The 20,388-nt window shown below is 53.8% G+C and carries 15 protein-coding genes; 5 read left to right on the top strand and 10 right to left on the bottom strand.

The features are described from left to right. Positions 1–27 precede the first annotated feature (27 nt). The 3 genes from rapZ (at position 28) to mgtE (ending at position 2,607) form a co-directional block, all read left to right on the top strand. Positions 28–897: an RNase adapter RapZ gene (rapZ, locus tag ACVB80_RS13985; protein ID WP_481082068.1), complete on the top strand. Its 870-nt coding sequence runs from the start codon at positions 28–30 to the stop codon at positions 895–897. Continuing rightward, entirely contained in the window at positions 894–1,169 is a 276-nt protein-coding gene (locus ACVB80_RS13980) for an HPr family phosphocarrier protein (RefSeq protein WP_481082067.1), read from the top strand. Before rapZ ends, ACVB80_RS13980 begins: the two co-directional genes overlap by 4 nt. Positions 1,170–1,248: 79 nt before the next feature. Further along, entirely contained in the window at positions 1,249–2,607 is a 1,359-nt protein-coding gene (gene mgtE, locus ACVB80_RS13975; RefSeq protein ID WP_481081903.1) for a magnesium transporter, read from the top strand. A 312-nt stretch (positions 2,608–2,919) separates the two neighbouring features. Here the strand turns inward: mgtE and pmbA are convergent, their stop codons facing one another. After that, positions 2,920–4,263: a metalloprotease PmbA gene (pmbA, locus tag ACVB80_RS13970; protein WP_481082066.1), complete on the bottom strand. Its 1,344-nt coding sequence runs from the start codon at positions 4,261–4,263 to the stop codon at positions 2,920–2,922. A gap of 119 nt (positions 4,264–4,382) precedes the next feature. On the opposite strand from pmbA, the gene yjgA reads away from it, so the two are divergent. Further along, positions 4,383–4,913 carry a ribosome biogenesis factor YjgA gene (gene yjgA, locus ACVB80_RS13965; protein ID WP_481081902.1) on the top strand — a complete coding sequence of 177 codons (531 nt, stop codon included), beginning with the start codon at positions 4,383–4,385 and terminating at the stop codon, positions 4,911–4,913. Between the two features lie 202 nt (positions 4,914–5,115). On the opposite strand, the gene tldD is transcribed toward yjgA, so the two are convergent. The 9 genes from tldD to ACVB80_RS13920 all read right to left on the bottom strand — a co-directional run bounded on the left by tldD (position 5,116) and on the right by ACVB80_RS13920 (position 20,049). Then, complete coding sequence (gene tldD, locus ACVB80_RS13960; protein WP_481081901.1) at positions 5,116–6,561, bottom strand: metalloprotease TldD; 1,446 nt, start codon at positions 6,559–6,561, stop codon at positions 5,116–5,118. A 9-nt stretch (positions 6,562–6,570) separates the two neighbouring features. After that, on the bottom strand, positions 6,571–7,389 hold the full coding sequence (locus ACVB80_RS13955; protein WP_481081900.1) for a carbon-nitrogen hydrolase family protein: 819 nt from the start codon (positions 7,387–7,389) through the stop codon (positions 6,571–6,573). Between the two features lie 14 nt (positions 7,390–7,403). Continuing rightward, on the bottom strand, positions 7,404–11,297 hold the full coding sequence (locus ACVB80_RS13950) for a YhdP family protein (RefSeq protein WP_481081899.1): 3,894 nt from the start codon (positions 11,295–11,297) through the stop codon (positions 7,404–7,406). Between the two features lie 10 nt (positions 11,298–11,307). Then, the gene (gene rng / locus ACVB80_RS13945; protein WP_481081898.1) at positions 11,308–12,777 is read right to left on the bottom strand and encodes a ribonuclease G; all 1,470 of its coding nucleotides are present in this window, start codon (positions 12,775–12,777) and stop codon (positions 11,308–11,310) included. Positions 12,778–12,789: 12 nt separating this feature from the next. Continuing rightward, entirely contained in the window at positions 12,790–13,374 is a 585-nt protein-coding gene (locus tag ACVB80_RS13940; protein ID WP_481081897.1) for a Maf family protein, read from the bottom strand. Between the two features lie 19 nt (positions 13,375–13,393). Next, a complete protein-coding gene (gene mreD / locus ACVB80_RS13935) occupies positions 13,394–13,882 on the bottom strand; it encodes a rod shape-determining protein MreD (protein ID WP_481081896.1) in 489 nt (162 codons plus the stop codon). Then, positions 13,872–14,735, bottom strand: coding sequence for a rod shape-determining protein MreC (mreC, locus tag ACVB80_RS13930; RefSeq protein ID WP_481081895.1), 864 nt, complete (start codon positions 14,733–14,735; stop codon positions 13,872–13,874). Before mreC ends, mreD begins: the two co-directional genes overlap by 11 nt. Before the next feature lie 16 nt (positions 14,736–14,751). Further along, a complete protein-coding gene (locus tag ACVB80_RS13925) occupies positions 14,752–15,795 on the bottom strand; it encodes a rod shape-determining protein (protein ID WP_481081894.1) in 1,044 nt (347 codons plus the stop codon). Between the two features lie 162 nt (positions 15,796–15,957). Beyond that, complete coding sequence (locus ACVB80_RS13920) at positions 15,958–20,049, bottom strand: DUF6701 domain-containing protein (RefSeq protein WP_481081893.1); 4,092 nt, start codon at positions 20,047–20,049, stop codon at positions 15,958–15,960. 109 nt (positions 20,050–20,158) lie between these two features. Here ACVB80_RS13920 and ACVB80_RS13915 point away from each other — a divergent pair, with 109 nt between their 5' ends. Then, on the top strand, positions 20,159–20,356 hold the full coding sequence (locus ACVB80_RS13915; protein ID WP_481081892.1) for a hypothetical protein: 198 nt from the start codon (positions 20,159–20,161) through the stop codon (positions 20,354–20,356). Positions 20,357–20,388 lie beyond the last annotated feature (32 nt).

Below are 20,388 nucleotides of genomic sequence, written 5' to 3'. Positions count from 1 at the left end.
GAGTAATCCCTGATGGCTTCGCAAAAACTGCGGCTGATTGTGATAAGCGGCCAGTCTGGTGCAGGCAAAAGTGTTGCCCTGCGCGTACTGGAAGACCTCGGCTACTACTGTGTCGATAACCTTCCGGTTGACCTGCTCAGTCACTTTGTCCAGAGCGTTCAACAGAGCCGGCAGAATGTGGCGGTCAGTATCGACATCCGCAACCTGCCGCAGGACCCGTCTCTGGTCACCCAGGAGCTGAATAAGCTCAAACAGCACTTTGACGTCAATGTGCTGTTTCTCGATGCCAGTGAGGAAACCCTGCTCAAGCGCTACAGCGAAACCCGGCGTATTCACCCGCTGTCACTCAACGGCAGTGAGAAGCTCACCCTCGAGCAGGCGATACAGCAGGAAAAGAGCCTGCTGCTGGACCTCAAAGAGCAGGCCGACCTGGTGCTCGACAGTACCAACCAGTCGCTGCATGAGCTGAGTGAAATGGTCCGCCGCCGCATTGAAGGGCGGGAGAACAAACAGCTGGTGATGATCTTTGAATCCTTTGGCTTCAAGTACGGTATGCCGGCCAACGCCGACTACCTGTTTGACGTGCGCTTTCTGCCCAACCCACACTGGGACCCGGACCTGCGCCCGCTGACCGGCCTGGATGCCCCGGTACAGCGTTTCCTGCAGGCCCACAAAGAAGTGGCTGAACTGAAGCAGCAGATCCAGTCTTTTATTGAGCACTGGAAGCCGATGCTGGAGCAGAACAACCGCAGCTACCTGACGGTCGCTATCGGCTGTACCGGCGGTAAACACCGCAGCGTGTACATCGCCCAGCAGCTGGGAGAATACTTTGAGCAGCAGGGCAACCAGGTGCAAATCCGCCACGCCAGCCTTGAGAAAAATCTCCGGAGTGACTGATGCAGTGCAGTAAAACCGTTTTTATTCAAAACCGGCTCGGCCTTCATGCCCGTGCTGCAGTCAAACTGGTCGAACTGGCGCAAAGTTTTGATGCTGAAGTAACCGTCAGCAATGAAGAACAGTCTGTTGGCGCAGACAGCGTAATGGGATTGCTGATGCTCGAGTCCTCCCAGGGCCAGAGCGTCACTATCTCAGCCGATGGCAGCGAGGCTGAGCAGGCCCTGCAGGCGGTATGCGATCTTATCGAGCAGCGCTTTGATGAAGACGAGTAAAAACGTCATACGTTCGTATTACTCTGAGCCAGAAATTAAGATACTATTCAACATATTGTAATCAGAAATGGGGGCGAGAATGGCTGAGCAGCTGGATATAGACCAAACTCACCAAACCCTTCAGGAAGTCAGTGACGCACTCGACAGCGGCCGCTTTGTTCACGTACGCCGTATGCTCCAGGATATGGAGCCGGAAGATATCGCCCACCTTCTGGAAGCATCTCCCCGCCGCAGCCGTGATGTGCTGTGGCAGCTAACCGACCCTGAAGACTACGGTGAAATCCTCGACGAACTGTCCGAGGACGTAAAAGATAACCTGGTCGCCAAAATGGGACCGGAGCGCCTCGCAGAGGCCACCGAAGGCCTTGAGACAGATGATGTCGCCTACGTTCTGCGAAGCCTGCCAGAAGAGCTGTCCGGGCAGGTCCTGTCTCAGATGGACTCCGCCGACCGTGAGCGGGTAGAAACCGCCCTTTCCTATCAGGAAGACACCGCCGGCAGTCTGATGAACACCGACGTGATCACCATCCGCAGCGATGTGGATGTGGACGTGGTACTGCGCTACCTGCGGATGAAAGGCGAACTGCCGGAAGCAACCGATGCCCTGTATGTAGTTAACGAGGAGAGTCACCTTCAGGGTTACCTGCACCTGACTACCCTTCTGACCTCTCAGCCGGACGAAGCCATTGCCGATATTATGGAAGACCCGGACGAAGCGATCAGCGTCAATGCCAGTGACCGTGACGTTGCCAACCTGTTTGAACGCCGTAACTGGGTTTCGGCTCCTGTGGTCGATGAAGAGAACCGCCTTGTCGGGCGTATCACCATCGATGACGTGGTCGACGTTATCCGTGAAGACGCCGAGCACTCGATGATGAGTATGGCGGGTCTGGACGACGAAGAAGATACCTTTGCCCCTGTGCTCAAATCGGCCCGTAAGCGCAGTATCTGGCTTGGCGCTAACGTGCTCGCAGCACTGGCTGCCGCATCGGTATCCAACATGTTTGAAGCCACCTTGGATCAGATGGCCGCGATTGCGGTTCTGATGACCATAGTGCCTTCCATGGGCGGGGTTGCCGGTAACCAAACCGTTGCGCTGGTGATCCGTGGTATTGCCCTTGGCCATATCGGTGACAGTAACAAACGCGAACTGCTGCTCAAAGAAGCCGCCATCGGCTTCTTAAACGGTCTGCTGTGGGCGCTGATCATCGGCGGCATAGTAGTGGTATGGAAAGGCAGCTGGATGCTGGGCGGCATTATCTCTGCCGCGATGATGACCAACCTGTTTGTGGCAGGCGTCGCCGGGGTAAGTATCCCGATCCTGCTCAAACGAATGAACATCGACCCGGCACTGGCCGGCGGCATGGCCCTGACCACAGTCACTGATGTGGTCGGCCTGATGGTATTCCTGGGGCTGGCGACTATCGCGATAAACTAAAGGTGCTGGGTGCTGGGCGCTGGGTGCTGGGTGCTGGGTGCTGGGTGCTGGGTGCTGGGTGCTGGGTGCTGGGTGCTGGGTGCTGGGTGCTGGGTGCTGGGTGCTGGGTGCTGGGTGCTGGGTGCTGGGTGCTGGGTGCTGGGTGCTGCAAGCAGGTTCAACTATCCCGTTCTTACCGTCAAGCTAAAATCTTCGTTTTACCCACAATAATTAAAGCGAGACCCAGGACCTCAAAGCGAAGCGCCCCAGGACCCCAAAAAAAGCTGCATCACGCAGCTTTTTTGTTATGACGACCAGAACAAGTAGCAGAGACTATTCCCCCGCCACCTTCATCGACTCAATCAAAATCGAACCGGTCTGGATCTGAGAGCGGGTTTCGACATCGCTGCCGACTGCGATGATCTGATTAAACATCTCTTTCAGGTTACCCGCGATAGTTACCTCAGATACCGGATATTTGATCTCTCCATTCTCTACCCAGAAACCAGCTGCTCCGCGCGAGTAATCACCGGTCACCGTGTTTACCCCCTGACCCATCAGCTCAGTCACCAGAAGACCGGTACCCATGGTTTTCAGCATGGCATCAAAGTCCTGGCCGGTTGAATCCACATACCAGTTATGGATGCCACCAGCATGACCAGTCGGGGCCATCTTCATCTTACGGGCTGCGTAGCTGGTCAGGAGATAAGTCGAGAGTACGCCGTCAGTGATGATTTCACGATCACGGGTCACTACGCCTTCACTGTCAAATGGACAGGAAGCCAGGCCACGCAGTACGTGGGGTTTCTCGCTGATGTTGAACCACTCCGGCAGGATCTGCTCACCGAGCTTGTCCAGCAGGAAAGAAGATTTACGATACAGATTCCCGCCGCTGATCGCCATCACCAGGTGACCAATCAGGCCGGTTGCCACATCCGCAGCAAACATCACCGGCACTTTAGCGGTCGGAACGCGCTGTGCGTCCAGGCGGCTGACCGTCTTCTCTGCGGCCAGCAGACCGACTTTTTCCGGTGTCCACAGGTCCTGGGTGCGGCGGGAAACGGTGTAGCTGTAGTCACGCTCCATGCCACCATCGGCACCTTCACCGATCACACAACAGCTCAGGCTGTGACGGCTGGACGGATAACTGGCCACCAGACCGTGAGAGTTACCGTACACTTTCACGCCGTAATGGCTGTCGTAACTGGCACCATCACTCTGCTTGATCCTGTCGCTGTACGCCAGCGCTGCCTGCTCGGCAGCAATTGCCAGCTCAGCGGCTTTATCCGGCTCCGGCTCATCCGGGTGGAACAAGTCCAGATCCGGAATATCTTTGACCATCAGTTCTTTTGGTGCCGGGCCGGCACACGGGTCTTCAGAGGTGTAGTTAGCGATATCCAGTGCCGCCAGAACGGTCTGACGGATGGCGTTTTCACTTAAATCCGAAGTGGACGCACTGCCCTTACGCTGTCCGCGGTAAACGGTAATCCCCAGAGCACCATCACTGTTAAACTCAACGTTCTCCACCTCTTTCATCCGGGTGGAAACGCTGATACCGGTGCTCTTGGTAATGGCTACTTCAGCAGCGTCCGCAGATTGTGTTGCCATTTCCAGGGCTTTCGCCACCACAGATTCCAGCTCAGCACGCTGGGTGGCGATTTTCTGTTTTACGTCCATAGGTAAATTCTTCAACATTCATTATTATTTGAATAGGATAACAAGGTTTTCGCATTCACCCCATAATTCTTGCTAAAATACGCGACAAACCGACATTCAGATTTTAATAGGCGAACAAAATGGCCCGTAAAAACCAAAAAGCCCCATGGGAAGAGGAAGAAGAGATCATCTGGGTAAGTAAAACCGAGATGAAGAACGACATGGAAGATCTGCAAAAGCTTGGTGAAGAGCTGGTAACACTGAAACCTGCCGTACTGGAGAAGTTTCCTCTGGAAGACGAGTTGCGTGCAGCGATCCACGATGCGCAGCGCTTTAAAAACGAAGCCAAACGCCGCCAGCTTCAGTACATCGGTAAACTGATGCGCAACATCGACCCGGAACCAATCCAGGCAGCACTGGACAAAGTGCGCAACAAGCACTCACAGGCAACTGCTGAGCTGCACAAGCTGGAAGCCCTGCGTGACCGCGTCGTAGAGGAAGGCGACAGTGCCATTGCAGACGTACTGGAGCGCTTCCCGTCAGCCGACCGTCAGCGCCTGCGCCAGCTGGCCCGTCAGGCGAAAAAAGAGAAGAAAGACAACAAGCCGCCTAAAGCGTACCGGGAAATATTCCAGACGCTGAAAGCGCTGAGTGAAGAAGAAGAGATTTAAAGGCTCTGGGCTCTGGGCTCTGGGCTCTGGGCTCTGGGCGTTAGTTTCCAGGTTCCTGGTTCTGAAATCCAGACTCAGGGTCTGGTTCCTGAAACATGGCCCGGACTTCAAGTCTGTATTAAGAGCTGACAACACTCTCCCCCAGGGCCCAGTACCCCGAGCCCAGGGCCTAAAAAAAGCTGCGAATAGCAGCTTTTTTTAATTATTCCGTCCCACCCACAGTAATCGCATCCAGCTTCAGGGTTGGCTGACCTACGCCGACCGGGACACTCTGTCCGGCTTTGCCACATACACCGACACCACGGTCGATCTCCAGGTCGTTACCGACCATAGATACCTGCTGCATCGCTTCAATGCCGGAACCGATCAGGGTGGCACCTTTGACCGGACGGGTGATCTTGCCATCTTCGATCAGATACGCTTCTGAAGTGGAGAACACGAACTTACCGGAGGTGATGTCTACCTGACCACCACCGAAGTTTGGTGCGAACAGGCCTTTTTTCACCGTAGAGATAATTTCCTGCTGGCTGTGCTGACCTGGCAGCATGTAAGTGTTGGTCATACGTGGCATTGGCAGGTGCGCATAAGATTCGCGGCGGCCGTTACCGGTCGGAGCTACGCCCATTAAGGCTGCGTTTTGCTTGTCCTGCATGTAGCCTTTAAGCACCCCGTTTTCGATCAGAGTGTTGTAGCTGCCAGGTACGCCTTCGTCATCCACGTTCAGCGAGCCACGAAGATCTTTGAGCGTGCCATCATCGACGATGGTGCACAGCTCAGACGTCACTTTCTCACCGATCTTACCGGCAAACACCGACGATCCTTTACGGTTAAAGTCCCCTTCCAGACCGTGCCCCACCGCTTCGTGCAGCAGTACGCCCGGCCAGCCTGCGCCCAGTACCACCGGCATCATACCGGCCGGGGCCGCATCGGCCTCCAGGTTAACCAGCGCCTGACGGATCGCTTCATCAGCAAACTGATAGGCACGCTGACGACCTTCAATGCTTTCAAGGAAGAACTGATAACCATAGCGACCACCACCACCGGCGCTGCCACGCTCACGGCGGTCACCCTTTTTCACCAGTACGCTGACAGACAGGCGCACCAGCGGACGGATATCGCCGGCATAGGTACCATCGGTTGCTGCCACCAGCATCTGCTCGTACACACCACTCAGGCTGACAGAAACTTCTTCCGCCAGTGGCTCTTTGGTACGGATATAAGCATCGAGCTCTTTCAGCAGGTCAATTTTCTGCTGTTTTTCCAGGCTCTGAAGCGGATTAGCGTCGCTGTACACCACCTGGTTATCGGAGCGGGCGAATGTTTTCACCTGGCCGTTCTGGCCTTTTCTGGCGATGCCGCGGGCGGCGATTGCGCTCTGCTTCAGGCTGTCGAGCTCGATTTGGTCGGAATAAGCAAAACCGGTTTTCTCCCCGGTAACCGCACGCACACCCACACCCCGGTCGATATTGAAAGAGCCATCTTTGATGATCGAGTCTTCCAGCACCAGCGACTCATGCCAGCTGGACTGAAAATAGAGGTCAGCATAATCAATCTCACGGCTGGTCATCATCGCCAGCACGTCGCTCAGGTGGTTTTCGGTCAGGCCTGTCGGAGCAAGTAATTCCTGTTCTACTTTATTTATTGTCATTCAATCTGCTCATTTTAATAGTTGGCATTCAAAGCGGCGATGGCTTTGCAGCGGCATTCTTTTCTGTAACTCTTTGACCTGGTTAAGATCGATATCTGCCCAGGCGCTCCCCGTTTGCTGCCCCATATCAAGGCAGACTTCTCCCCATGGTGAAACCACCATAGAGTGCCCCCAGGTTTCCCGGCCACAGGGATGCGTCCCGGTCTGGCCGATGGCCACCACCCAGCACTGGGTTTCAATAGCCCGTGCCCGGAGGAGGATTTCCCAGTGGGCTCTGCCCGTTACCGCAGTAAACGCAGCCGGCACCAGCAACAAACTGGCCCCACCCCGGGCAAGGGTTTGAAATAATTCCGGAAATCTCAGGTCGTAACAAATACTCAGACCCAGTGTAGCAAATGGCACGGGGATCAGCGATGGCTGTTCCCCGCGAATAAAGCAGTCTGACTCACGGTATTGACCATGAGCATCACTGACTTCCACATCAAACAGGTGAAGCTTGTCATAACGGCCCAGACACTCACCCAGACCGTTCCAGACCAGGCTGCTGGTCGTCATGCCGCTTTCTGTGCGAAGAGGAAAACTGCCAAGGTGCAGCAGACAACCCAGCTCACGGGCCAGCCCAGCCATTGCAGACTGCAGCGGACCCTGTTTAAAAGTCTCGGCAACCCGGTGATACTCTTTCCGGCCGCCGAAGCAGAGCGCATTTTCCGGAGTACAGATAAGGTCACACCCGGCTTCCGCCAGCCTGCGCGCCTGACGGCTTATCTCAGCCAGGCAGGCATTGGCATCTGCGCCGGATGTCATCTGTATCAGGCCAATCCTTGCCATGTTCACCTCGGTGGTCAGTTTTTATCTGAGCCTTTTTTCTGCAGCTCTTCAGGTATGGTGTATTTCCCTTTACTGCGCGACAGCTCGTTCACTTCCGGCGCATCCAGCGGACCTTTCACTTCGTAGCGAACCTGAGTGATCACGTCGATCACCGGAGAGAGTGCAGTAGTGATCGCAAACACATAAATCGCGGTCTGAGGTGTAGCGGCAAACGCAGACAGAATCGGAATGCCCGAAGTCAGATCCGGGGTAAACTCCACTTCCGCATCGACCTGCTGATTCACCAGATCCGCCATACCGCTCATGTTGAGCTGGCCGGCCACCGCGTCCATTTCAATGTCATTGGTGACGAAGATACCATTGCGGATCTCACCACTGCCGGAGATCTTGTTAAACGCCATCCCTTTATCAAACACACCGGTAAAATCGAGCTGCATTTTGCGGATGATTGAGTCCAGGCTGAAGAGACCCAGCAGGCGCGCTGCGCCGCTGACATCCGAGACTACGCCTGGTCCCAGCTCGGTCTTCATGCTGCCGCTCAGGGTTTCCACCCTGGGACTCCATGGCGAACCCTGCCAGTCCATGTCTGAACTCATGTTAAACGGGGCCTGCTGGATCCCGGACGAAATACCAAAGCGCTCCATCAGGTCTGTGTTGTTATCGCCAGAGGCAGAAAACTCAAAGTGAGAGCGGCTGTCGTTACCATCGAGCTTCCACCAGCCACTGCCGTCAAAACGGTTGGTACCACTGCGCAACGAGACTTTACGCCACTCCAGCCGGTCTCCGGTACGCTGAAAATCGATATTCACTTTGCCGACTTTGTACCCCTGGAACCAGAAATCATCGATGGCCAGAGTCAGGTTTGGCAGGGCCTGGTGCAGGCTGCGATCCAGCTCAGAAATCTCCGGCTGCGGGTCTTTTGCCGCTTTTTCCATCAGATTCAGGCTGTTTTCAACTTTGTCCGAGCCTTCCAGCGCCGGCACATACACCTGCAGACGGTCAAAAGCGATGGTGAGGTCATAAGGGGCCAGGTAACTCGCCTGACCGCTGGCTTCAGCACTTTCCAGCATCATCCGCCAGGCCAGGTTCTTTTTGCGAGCCTGAAAATCCACGTCATGCCAGTCCAGACCACCCAGCACCAGCTGAGGAGTCTCGACATCAATCCGGGTCGGTACCGGCAGTGACGGCATTTCCAGCTCACTCACCAGCGGCTGCGGGCCTTTAACCGAGCCCAGGAACAGCTCCAGCCAGTCATCGAGGTTAAAAGACTGACTGCGCACAGTAGCTCTGTGCCCCACAACCGGACTGGCCCGGAAAGCCCCTTTGCCTACGATAAGGTTGGTCGCTTCAAATTCCGGCTTGTCACCCAGCAAACTAATTTCCGCCTGGTATTTCACCCCGGGCAATTGCAGCCGTCCTGAGACCACTTCCTGGTTACCGGAAGCCTGCATACGCGCTTTGCCCGCTTTTCCGGCAGCTTTAGCCAGCGGAGCGGGATACTGACTGGCAAGAGACAGCAGGTCGGCCTGAACATCAATCTGATAGTTAAACCCGACGTCATTGAGCTGAAGATCAACACCCATGGTCCACGGAGCGTGCCCCTGAACCCGCTTCAGCCAGCTCTCGCCCAGGTACGCCTTCAGAGGATCAACTTTCCAGTCTCCGCGGGTCTGAATGCCCACCACATAGTCTTTGCCCTGCTCTTCCCCATCAAAACCGAGGATCACCGGCTGGTCGAGCAGATGCGCTTCAATTCGTCTGGCGCTGACCTTGTCATCATCAAACTCAATCCGGCCGCTGGCTTTATCCAACGTCATCGACGGGGTCTGAATGTGGATATGATTGTTGGTTAAGTCCGCCCATCCCCATGCACGGGCATCGCTGCCATCAAACGGGATACTAAGCTGAAACTCAGAGGTGACCTCACCATGAACTTCAACCGCCGTCAGCGCAGCACCGACCGAATCCACCAATGGCGTGGCCATCATGTAGTCCCGCACTGCAAGACCATCGCCTTTGGCTTTGGCTTCAATTTCGATATGTCCGTCTTCGGCCAGCTCCGGTATACGGCCGGTAACCCGCCGGGCCTTCACTCCCATCAGTTTTGCACTGCGGGAATCGAGGTACATGGCGTCGTTTTCAAACAGCAGGTCCAGCTGCATATCGGTCAGCGGAGGCCAGGCGGTATCGAAGCTGAATCGGGTCTTGTTCAGTTTCACGTCCGCCTGGAACATACCGTCGTTGTTGGTGTACGGGAAACGGTCAAGCTCGCCATACCAGATCAGGCGCGCGGTTTTGGCGTTGCCGCCCTGGATCGCAGTCGAAAGATAATCGGTCAGCTCCTGGCCCAGCGCCAGGGTTGGCAGGTAGCGCCAGGTCTCAGCGGCGTTGAACGCATCGGCTTCGAGGTAAAACGACAGGAAGGCATTACCCTCTGCCGGGAAATCGAGCTTAAACGCCCCAAGAGCCTGAAGATCCGGAGTCGCTACGGTGACTTTATCCGCCCACAGAGAGACACCCTGCTCACCAAAGTCCACCACCAGGTCAGTTTCACCCTGTTTGATGTTCAGCGGCGCCTGGAAGACATCGCCATACGGCAGGGTATCGTCCACCAGCTGCGCTTTCAGACGCAGTTGTTCTGAGGTTCCGGACAGGGAAGCACTGAGTTTGTGCACTTCCGGCAGCAGCTCCCACTGCAGCATCTGTCCGTCTGACAACTGCGCAGAATAGCGCAGCGTTTCCAGACTATCACCCATGGAAACACGGACATCTTCCAGCAGTGCACCGGCCTTAACATCCTCCAGCCAGTGCGTCAGCTCCCGCGCCTGCGGTGCCATGTGACCAAACGGAATAACAGTATCAGCCTGGAGCTGGGATGCGTTCAGTTTCCAGCCCTGCGGCTGCCAGTTCAGAACCCAGTCCAGCTCCGGCCACGGTGTACTGTCGGTTCTCAGTCTCAGGCCATGAGCATTAAGCTGCCATCCCTGCGCCTGAGGTTTGAGTACCAGAATACCCTCTTCGAGCGTCAGCAGGTGGTTATCCTTATTCCCCCAGCTCAGCTCGGACGGCTGCAGCTCAACATAGGCATCGCGGGGCTTGCCCTGCTCAAAAGTGAGCCAGGACTGAAAGCTCAGCTGACCATACTCAATGCCGGTCTGGCGGTGAAGCTCTGGTGTCAGCCACTGCGCCAGCTGAAGATTGCTGGCCGAGACAAAGAATTCACCGCTGAGACGGGCCAGATCAAACTGCTGATTGGTTGTAAAATCAGCCTGAACTTTAAGGCTGTTGAGCGGGTTATCTGCGACACTGATCTGCCCCTCACCACGGTGGTGATGATTGTCGTTGCGCCATTTAAGCTGCTCAATAACAACCGTTTTTACCTCACCGGTAAAGGTCTGAAACGTCAGGGAGGAGTCAGCCAGGGAGAAATCGGCAAGCTGATGAAGCAGCAGGTAGCGCACCTCATCCAGGGTTGCAGCACTGCTGCGGTTCGCGACCTGAGGGGTATTGTCTTCACTTCGCTGCCATTTCACGCCACTGATATCGAGATCCAACCCTTTGATCTTCAGGTTGGATACCGTTGGAGTCAGGGTAAGCAGGCTCTGAAGCAGGTCCATTTCAACATCGACCTGTCCCAGTTCAATGCGGGCATGATCCTGATTGGGCAGTACAGCTTTCAGGCCGTGCAGGGAAACAAAAGGATGAGTATTGAGCCAGTAACCGCTGACGCCCTCGATTTCGAAGGTCATCCCGGTCGAGTCGTTTACCCAGCCCTCAATCTCAGTCTGGTACTGATTCAGTTTTGGCAGGGTGACGCGCAAAGCAGTAACGGCGACCGCAAGGGTCACCATCACCAGTAATAATAAAGCCAGAATAAAACGCCAAAGGCGAGTGGTCCAGGATGTCACTATGACTCCATTACATCATAACTACGTCAAACTGCTCCTGGACGTAGAGGGGTTCGGGCTGGATCTTAACCTGCTTACCGATAAAGACTTCCAGTTCCGCCAGGGCATGAGATTCATCACCTTCCAGGGCTTCCGCCACGGCAGGAGAGGCGTACACCACAAAATTATCGGCGTCATACGCACGGTTAACCCTGGTGACTTCTCGCAGGATCTCAAAGCACACTGACTCAACCGTTTTCACCCGTCCACGTCCTTCACAAGTTGGACACTCAGAACAGAGAACATGTTCAATACTTTCGCGGGTTCTTTTGCGGGTCATCTCTACCAGGCCCAGCTGGGTAAAGCCATTGATGTTGGTTTTTACCCGGTCCTGCGCCAGCGCCATTTCCAGTGAAGTCAGCACACGCTTACGGTGCTCTTCTGAGGTCATGTCGATAAAGTCGATAATGATGATACCGCCAAGGTTACGCAGACGCAGTTGACGGGCAATAGCCTGGGTCGCTTCAACGTTAGTGTTGAAGATGGTCTCTTCCAGGTTACGGCGGCCAACAAAGGCGCCGGTATTGATGTCGATGGTGGTCATGGCTTCGGTCTGATCAATGATCAGGTAGCCACCGGATTTCAGGCCGACTTTTCGCTCCAGCGAACGTTGTATTTCGTTCTCGGTATCGTACATGTCGAAAATCGGCTTATCACCTTCATACAGGAACAGCTTCTCAGTCAGCTCAGGGACGAACTCAGAAGTAAACTCTGCCAGATTTTCAAACACCAGGCGCGAGTCCACCTGAATGCGGTCAAGCTCGGTGCCGACGAAATCACGCAGGATACGCTGTGCAAGGCCAAGCTCACCGTACAGTGTTGAGCGGGTTTTGTACTTGCTGCGGCGCTCCATCACTTTGGTCCACAGGCGCTTGAGGAAAGCTGCATCCTGCGCCAGTTCCTGCTCACAGGCTCCTTCCGCTGCGGTGCGGATAATGAAGCCACCGTTTTCATCACAGTAATCCGCCACAACACCTTTCAGGCGTTCGCGCTCTTTCTCGCTCTCGATGCGCTGAGAAACGCCTACATGACTGGCCCCCGGCATGAACACCAGGTAACGCGAAGGCAGAGTGATGTCGGTGGTCAGGCGCGCGCCTTTGGTACCAAGCGGATCTTTCACCACCTGCACCACAATGTCCTGGCCCTGACGAACCAGTTCTGAAATGTCACGAACCTGAAACTGTTTCTTCTCGTTTTCCGCCACACATTCGGTGTGCGGAACGATGTCGGACGCGTGCAAAAATGCCGCTTTATCCAGGCCAATATCAACAAAAGCCGCCTGCATACCCGGCAACACCCGGCTGACGCGACCTTTGTAAATATTACCTACGATCCCGCGGCGGGATTCACGTTCGATATGGACTTCCTGAAGAACGCCACCAACTATCATCGCCACCCGTGTTTCACTCGGGGTAACGTTAATCAATAACTCTGCACTCATGCTGTGCCTCTGCTAATTCTGATAAAAATGCTGTTTCAGTAGCTGGTCGGTTTCCATAAGCGGCAGTCCGACCACGGCGTGGTAACTGCCATCAATTCGCGCGACAAATCGTCCGCCAATTCCCTGAATTCCATACCCACCAGCTTTATCCTGTGGCTCGCCACTTTGCCAGTACGCCTCAATTTCTGCGGCTGATAATGACTTAAACCAGACCCGGGTTTCCACCAGTACAGTATGTGACTGAGCAGCGCTGCATACGGTGACCGCGGTCATTACGCTGTGCTCGCGCCCGGAGAGTTTCTGCATCATCGCACTGAAATGCGCCTGATCCTGAGGCTTCTCAAGCACCTCACCGCCGGCCACAACTATGGTATCGGAGCCAATCACCACAGCATCCGGCTTATCTGACATGGTCAGGCCTGCCTGCGCCTTTTGCAATGACAGGCGCTGAACATACTCAGCCGGTGTTTCTGAGGCTTCGCGCCGCTCTTCAATATCCGGCGTGACGATGGAAAAAGGCATCCCGAGCAGGCTGAGTAACTCTCTGCGGCGCGGGGAGCCTGATGCTAATAATAGCGGTTGCTGATTCTCAGCCATAAGCTTTATCCTCAATTGGTCAGCGAATATGCCAGTGGCGTCGCACCCTGCGGAGCAGCAGGAACATCCACGGCCACAGAATGCAGTTCACCAGCATCGCCCACAGCGACTGTGGGTTAAACTCCACATCCTGAATCAGGAACTCACCAAAGAACTCCAGGATCTCTGCAAGCCCTGTCAGACAGGCAATGATCACCGCCTGTTGCCACAGCGCCATATTGCGCAGCACCAGGAAGTTAAGCGCAACCAGGTAAACGACGACAGACATCATCATCCCGCGCACACCAAGGGTTGAACCGAGCAACAGGTCCCACAGCAGGCCAAGTACCAGCGCCGTGCCCACGTTCACCCGGTGTGGCAATGCCAGCACCCAGTAGAACACCACCAGTAGCAGCCATGCAGGACGGAAAATCTCCAGCATTCCCGGCCATGGAATGGCCTGAAATACCAGCGCGATCAGAAAGGTTACCCAGATGACCATACGGCCACGAAATACACTATTGGCCATTGGCAGCATCCTCACTGTTCTGAGCTTTATTTGCCTCACCAGGCCACACCAGCAGCAGGTAACGCAGGCGGTCAAAGTCCACTACAGGCTCTGCCTCAATCGACGCAAACTCACGCCGGTCATCGCGGCCGACTTCAGAAACATACGCTACCGGGTAGCCTTCAGGATAAAGCCCGCCAAGGCCTGAGGTCACCAACAGGTCACCCTCTTCGATTTCAGTGCTGGTTGGAATATGCTCCAGATGCATCCGGTCAATACTGCCGTTACCGGAAGCAATCACCCGGATGTCGTTTCGCACTACCTGCACCGGAATGGAGCTGGTGGAGTCAGTGATCAGCAGTACCCGTGCATTGTGGGCCGCAACAAAAGTCACCTGACCAACGATACCTTTTTCGTTGATCACCGGCTGGCCTTCATACACCCCGTCTATCGCTCCTTTATCGATCACCACCTGATGACGATACGGCGATGAGTCCACCGCCATCACTTCGGTCACCACCTTTTTCTCATCACGGACAAAAGGGGAACCAAGCAGCTTACGCAGGCGCTGATTCTCTTCACGGTACTGATCGAGCAGGATCAGTTCGCTTTTCAGACGCAGAACTTCGCGTTTGAGAGTCTGGCTTGAATTAAGCAGAGTTTCACGGGTGTTGAAGCGCTCATAAACGCCGTCAAACATGGAGCGTGGCAGGTTCGCCATATACTGGATCGGCGCCACCAGGCTGTTTAAGAAGTAACGTGCACCTGCGAATGCGTCTAAACGACTATCAGCCAGCATAAGACTGGCTGATAGTACGACCGCAAAAAAGAGGCGCAATTGCAGGGATGGTCCCCTGCCAAATATCGGCTTCATAGCTGGTTAACCAGCCTTATTCTTCAGAGAAGAGATCGCCACCGTGCATGTCGATCATTTCCAGCGCCTTACCGCCACCACGGGCCACACAGGTCAGAGGCTCATCAGCAACCACTACCGGAATACCCGTTTCTTCGGTCAGCAGACGATCCAGATCTTTCAGCAGTGCACCACCACCGGTCAGAACCATGCCGTTTTCAGAGATATCTGACGCCAGCTCCGGCGGACACTGTTCCAGTGCAACCATCACAGCAGACACGATACCGGTCAGCGGCTCCTGAAGCGCTTCCAGGATCTCGTTTGAGTTCAGGGTAAAGCTGCGTGGCACACCTTCTGCCAGGTTGCGGCCGCGGACTTCGATCTCTGTCACTTCATCACCCGGGTAAGCCGAGCCGATTTCGTGCTTGATCTTCTCAGCGGTTGCTTCACCGATCAGGCTGCCGTAGTTACGGCGCACGTAATTGATGATCGCTTCATCAAAACGGTCACCACCGATACGTACAGAAGAAGAGTAAACCACACCGTTCAGTGAGATAACCGCAACTTCAGTCGTACCACCACCGATATCGACCACCATAGAACCGGTAGGCTCAGATACGCGCAGACCAGCACCGATCGCTGCCGCCATTGGCTCGTCAATCAGGTACACTTCACGCGCGCCTGCACCCAGTGCAGATTCACGAATCGCACGGCGCTCAACCTGAGTTGAACCACAAGGTACACATACCAGCACACGTGGGCTTGGTTTAAGCACGCTGTTGTCATGCACCTGCTTGATGAAGTGCTGCAGCATTTTTTCAGTCACGTAGAAGTCGGCGATCACGCCGTCTTTCATCGGACGAATAGCAGAGATGTTGCCCGGCGTACGGCCCAGCATCTGCTTTGCTTCGTGCCCGACTGCCGCTACGCTTTTGGCTGAGCCTGCGCGGTCCTGGCGAATAGCAACAACTGAAGGTTCATCAAGGACAATGCCCTGACCTTTTACATAAATAAGTGTATTGGCTGTACCTAAATCGATAGAAAGATCGTTTGAAAACATGCCACGAAGTTTTTTAAACATATTCTTCGTTCATCCTGAGAGCATTAGAAGAGACAAAATTGCACTAAATGTACCAATGCCTTGCGTTATCAGCAAGGCATTGGCGGTTAAACATGGGCTGAATCCCGCTTTTTCTTTCACAATCCTGACGGGGATGCCAAATTCAGCGGTTTTCATCAGGGATCAGCGCCCGGTCATCCCCCTTTCTCCGCGGAAGATCACCCGATCATTTCCGCGGTAGGATCCAAATGTCAGTACTGCTGATGGGATCTCATCGCCCTGGCCGCGCCAGTTGAAGTTGAGCCAGGGTTGACCCGTGTTTGCACCACTACACTCTTTTGCACCATCCGGCTCACCGGAAGCAGTACGAAGCCAGAGACGAACCTGCTCCCGGTCGGTGCTTCCCTGAACGGCCACCAGGGCATTCGACTGACCACTGCCTACTGTATGCTCGCCAGCCCGGAAAGACGCCAGAGAAGTGTCATCCGGCCACAGGCCAAGGCGACAGTAACCCACGCCGTTAAACCGGGTGCCACTGTCATCGGTGTTAGTGACAAATGAATCCCCGTCCCAGAACTCAGTTCTCAGAGGGACTGCCAGTTCCTGACCGGTGCTGCCACCGAGGTCTTCGAGAATGACCCGGCCGTAGAGGGCTGTAAGCGGAGTCGGGAACTTCTGACCTTTGGCTGTCACTGAGTCTTCTTTCTCTATCACGGTAGGATCGCTTGATGCAGAGATCTTAAGGCCCGTCATCAGATTCGCCCCTGAAAAAGGTCCATCGATACGGGTTGTTTTTGGGGTTACTGTTTCAATCAAACGCAACAACGTAAATGGCTGCTCCTTACCTTTAAGCTCTGCTTTATCCCATTTGTTGGCTGTCCAGCCCGCTACCATCCTGCTTCCCCAGTCCTGCGCACCATCACCACTGGCGGCAAATGGAGCCAGAGTCACCAGGTAAGTATCCTTCAGCTTTGAGTAGTTCACTGTTGGCTCACCCTTGCTGTTTTGAGCCTGGGCAATAAAATCAACGCTTACAGGCTGGTCGAGATACGCAAAACCTGAATGTCCCGGAGCATAGTTCCAGCTGTTTTCAGTAATACTGATATGTTTAGGATAGAAACGCCCGGCCTGACGTTTACCACTGTCAATCCCGTTCAGAACTGAGCCATAACCCGTGGCTTCAGCTTTTAGTGTTATATAACCCACATCGGAGAAACTGAGCCCGTCAAATTTGAACAGGCCATCCGTCTTCCCGTCCGTATGTTTTTTGGCGCTATCTGCTCCCGACAGCTTCCCCTGATAGCCGTCAGGCAGCTCTGCACTGAGGCTGACCTGAGAACTTTCGGCTCCGGTATCAAAAAAGTTTTTGGTTACAGCCAGTGAACAGAACTCCTTATACTTACCCTGCTGCGCTGCAGCATCAAGGTTACTGCTCCAGACAACCGGCTTTAACCGGATATCGAAAGAGTCACCGGCAGCCACAAACGCACTGCCTTGCTTATCTGTACCATCCATTGCATGGCTTTTCGCCTCACAAATCGCCAGGGTCCACGGCCTGGCATCAACCTGCTGCGCCCCGTAATAAGTTTTACACTTCTGTTTTCCATCCTCTTCCACACACTGAGTTTGGGAGAGCTGGTACGCCACGCTGCCCGCTTCCGGGTAAAGTGCAGCAGAAGCAGCGACATTGTTGTCGCCGGTAAAGTTCAGCGTTATGCTTTTGCCCGATGCCACACTAACCAGGTTGTCTTTGGCGTCTTTGAGTTTCAGTTCGGCCCTGACAGACGGACTCGATGGCACCTTATAATCCAGCGCCGACATGGTCAGTTTTTGAGAACCGCTATAGCCAGAGTCAACAACCGGCACCAGGTCACCTCCAACCTTCTCACACTGCATTGGCTGGATGGTAAAGCTCTGCTCTTTGCCAGCGATGATGCCAAGTGGGGAATCTGCCATAGCAAACTTGTACGCCACAAATTTGGTATCAGAGCTTGCTGTATTCGGGCTGCTCTCAGATACAATTGAAGCGGTGACACTCACATCACCTACCCCATTATTATCAACCGCAAACCACAGCTCACCACTACTGTTTGCCTGATAAACCTTTCCGCTGCCCGTACCTTTACCTGGTACAACAGACACATTCAACGAGTCGGGGTGCGTAATGGTAATATTTCCGGTATAACCGCCTGAGTTGTTCCCTTCTGAATCCTTAATCTGAAACTTCACCACAGAAGCTTCACAACTCAGGGCAATACTGTTGAGAGTCTCTGCATGAATCGTATAGTCACTCTTCGGCGGAACCGAACATACGTAATCCGGTTTTGATATGTGGGTGGCGTTCGGCAACTCCAGTGTGTAAGCCGTAACACTGCCAATGACATTCAGCGGATTCTGAAAGCTCACCCGTTTGCCTAAAAAGAACCCATAGAAGGTTTCATTATGGGTGCTGTGGACAGCAATATCAGCCTTGGGACCATAAATCATCACATCTTTGGCACCTGAGACAAAGCTGAAATCCACAGGATTATTCAGGGTCATGCTGCGGGATACATCGATCCTGACATGAGGTTCAAAGGTCATCGCCAGATCACTTGAAACGCCTGTCAGCTCTCCGACACGCAACCGGACACCAGACCTGAGATACAGGTTAACTTTACTGCCCATCCTGAAGCTTTTCACCGACAAACCCGAAGCAGGAATTACCGTCATTTGCTGGATACCGGCATTAGAACTGATATCAAGCGATGCAAGATCTTTGTGCAGGTAGATCTCTGCTTTATTAGCGCCCATCTCCCGGTATGAACAAACGTCCGAACTGGCGTTACACACATCTTTATAGTAGTGATCATTGCTGTTATCGGTGATCTTCAGATTAACAGTACCGTTGAACTCATCTGATACTGGTTCCGGCTCTTTGATTTTCCTTCTGGAAAGCTGACCATCATCGTTGCCAGTTTCACAGCCATGCGGAGAACAAATCGGATTTGAATACACCTGCCAGTCCTGAGAGTGCGTATCGAAACCTGTTCTCAACAGGGTATCCATTTTTTGATCCGGCTTCGACGATATAAAACTGAACTCGCTGACATAATCATGTGACCAGCCAATCATCCTTGCAGTGTTACCGTCCACCTTCAGCAGACTTTTATTACCAGGTGCGTACTCCGTCTCAGAAGAAACGTTCCAGCTCTGAGCCGGCTCAGGGAAATAACGACAGATGGTCTCCAAATCAAAATTATTATCTGTATCATCAAATGCCACATAGCCGACTTTTTCTGAGGTATGAGCCCGCACCGAGGCATTCTCATCAACCACAAAGCTAACTTTGCCATTTCCGAGCTTACACCGCCTCAGCCAGCCACCATCACCACCGCTTCGCTGCTGTTTATTGGCAACAATGCCTTTAAAACTGTAATCCATGGAGCGCTCTGCCGCACACTCTACTGCCAGCGGTTTTGCGTCATCTCGGGAGGTTCTCTTTGTAGCAATGTCGTAGCCAAACTGGATCCGCTTTCCGTTTGCCACCGCTGTCAGGGGAGGCGCAGCCAGGTAAGCAACCTTCTCTTTTTTATAACTGCCGACAGGAAGGTGTGAACGCTCCAGCGCAATAACAAAATCATCATCATCCACATCCTCAACTGCGGTTGTGAACCATGTGCCGATACCGTTATTGGCTGTCTGAATTTCTGTCAGAACAACGGGCTTCACATCATCGTATTCGTGTTTAAAGTCAACTTCCTTCCAGTTGTCCCGCTTGTATTTACTGACCGCGTTATTAATCTCCACCGAACCAGCCTGAACCGTCTCGCCGTCAATCACGGCCTTTCCCGGCTCCATAGCAAAGTAGCTGACTTCTGAAATAGGCTTCTTTGCGATGCCTGAAGGCTCTGAGAACACCTGCTTAAACACCGCTCCGGTTTTACTGACACTGGTCAGACGAAGAGTTGAGGGCCGGTCTTTATCGGGAGCCGACGTATCAATCGTCGGCATAATGAAAACCAATGGCTCAACCGAGAAGTTCTCAGAAAATGAAATGCTGCAGGAACTGCCTGAAGTCATATCACTGCATTTGACAACACCAAACTCAAATTTGGAATCGTGATCCGGCTCCGGTGGAACCGGTGGATCCGGCTTATCATCGTCATCGGAACATTTTACATCGGCACTGCCTTCACCCTTGATATGAAGGTGGATATCTCTTAGCTCCCGGAAATCAGCGTATTTACCATCGACTTCTTTCCAGCGGTCATTTCGCCAGATGTAATAGGTCAACCAGCCAGTTTTATTTACTCTTCCACCGTGAAATGCCTTGTAAGATAACCAAATATAATGCCGTCGCTCCGGATAGATTTCCGGGACATCATTCGTCAGGCTATCCTCAATGATCGGCCGATCGGTGTACCAAACGCCACTCCAGTCATCATTACTCCAGACAGGCATCCGCCATGACCCATGGCTGGGCTTATTCGCCCATATCGTCTCCCTTGGCATATTGCCGCCAATTGAAGCCACTACAGAAAAGTCTGACTTAGATGTCAGCGAACTGTTCGTACAGGTTTCCGCAGAAAAACCAGCATAGACACTACCGCTGATCAAACTCAGGCCAAGCAA

Source organism: Vibrio sp. 9-16B-A1 (assembly GCF_056726165.1).
The sequence above is the reverse complement of the archived record's forward strand: the minus strand, read 5'-3'. Positions and strand labels throughout refer to the sequence as shown.

Excerpts from the sequence above, each read along its gene's own strand:
- mgtE (WP_481081903.1), top strand. The coding sequence starts at position 1,249 with ATGGCTGAGCAGCTGGATATAGACCAAACTCACCAAACCCTTCAGGAA.
- pmbA (WP_481082066.1), bottom strand. The coding sequence starts at position 4,263 with ATGGACGTAAAACAGAAAATCGCCACCCAGCGTGCTGAGCTGGAATCT.
- yjgA (WP_481081902.1), top strand. The coding sequence starts at position 4,383 with ATGGCCCGTAAAAACCAAAAAGCCCCATGGGAAGAGGAAGAAGAGATC.
- tldD (WP_481081901.1), bottom strand. The coding sequence starts at position 6,561 with ATGACAATAAATAAAGTAGAACAGGAATTACTTGCTCCGACAGGCCTG.
- ACVB80_RS13955 (WP_481081900.1), bottom strand. The coding sequence starts at position 7,389 with ATGGCAAGGATTGGCCTGATACAGATGACATCCGGCGCAGATGCCAAT.
- rng (WP_481081898.1), bottom strand. The coding sequence starts at position 12,777 with ATGAGTGCAGAGTTATTGATTAACGTTACCCCGAGTGAAACACGGGTG.
- ACVB80_RS13940 (WP_481081897.1), bottom strand. The coding sequence starts at position 13,374 with ATGGCTGAGAATCAGCAACCGCTATTATTAGCATCAGGCTCCCCGCGC.
- mreD (WP_481081896.1), bottom strand. The coding sequence starts at position 13,882 with ATGGCCAATAGTGTATTTCGTGGCCGTATGGTCATCTGGGTAACCTTT.
- mreC (WP_481081895.1), bottom strand. The coding sequence starts at position 14,735 with ATGAAGCCGATATTTGGCAGGGGACCATCCCTGCAATTGCGCCTCTTT.
- ACVB80_RS13925 (WP_481081894.1), bottom strand. The coding sequence starts at position 15,795 with ATGTTTAAAAAACTTCGTGGCATGTTTTCAAACGATCTTTCTATCGAT.
- ACVB80_RS13915 (WP_481081892.1), top strand. The coding sequence starts at position 20,159 with ATGATCGGCCGATCGGTGTACCAAACGCCACTCCAGTCATCATTACTC.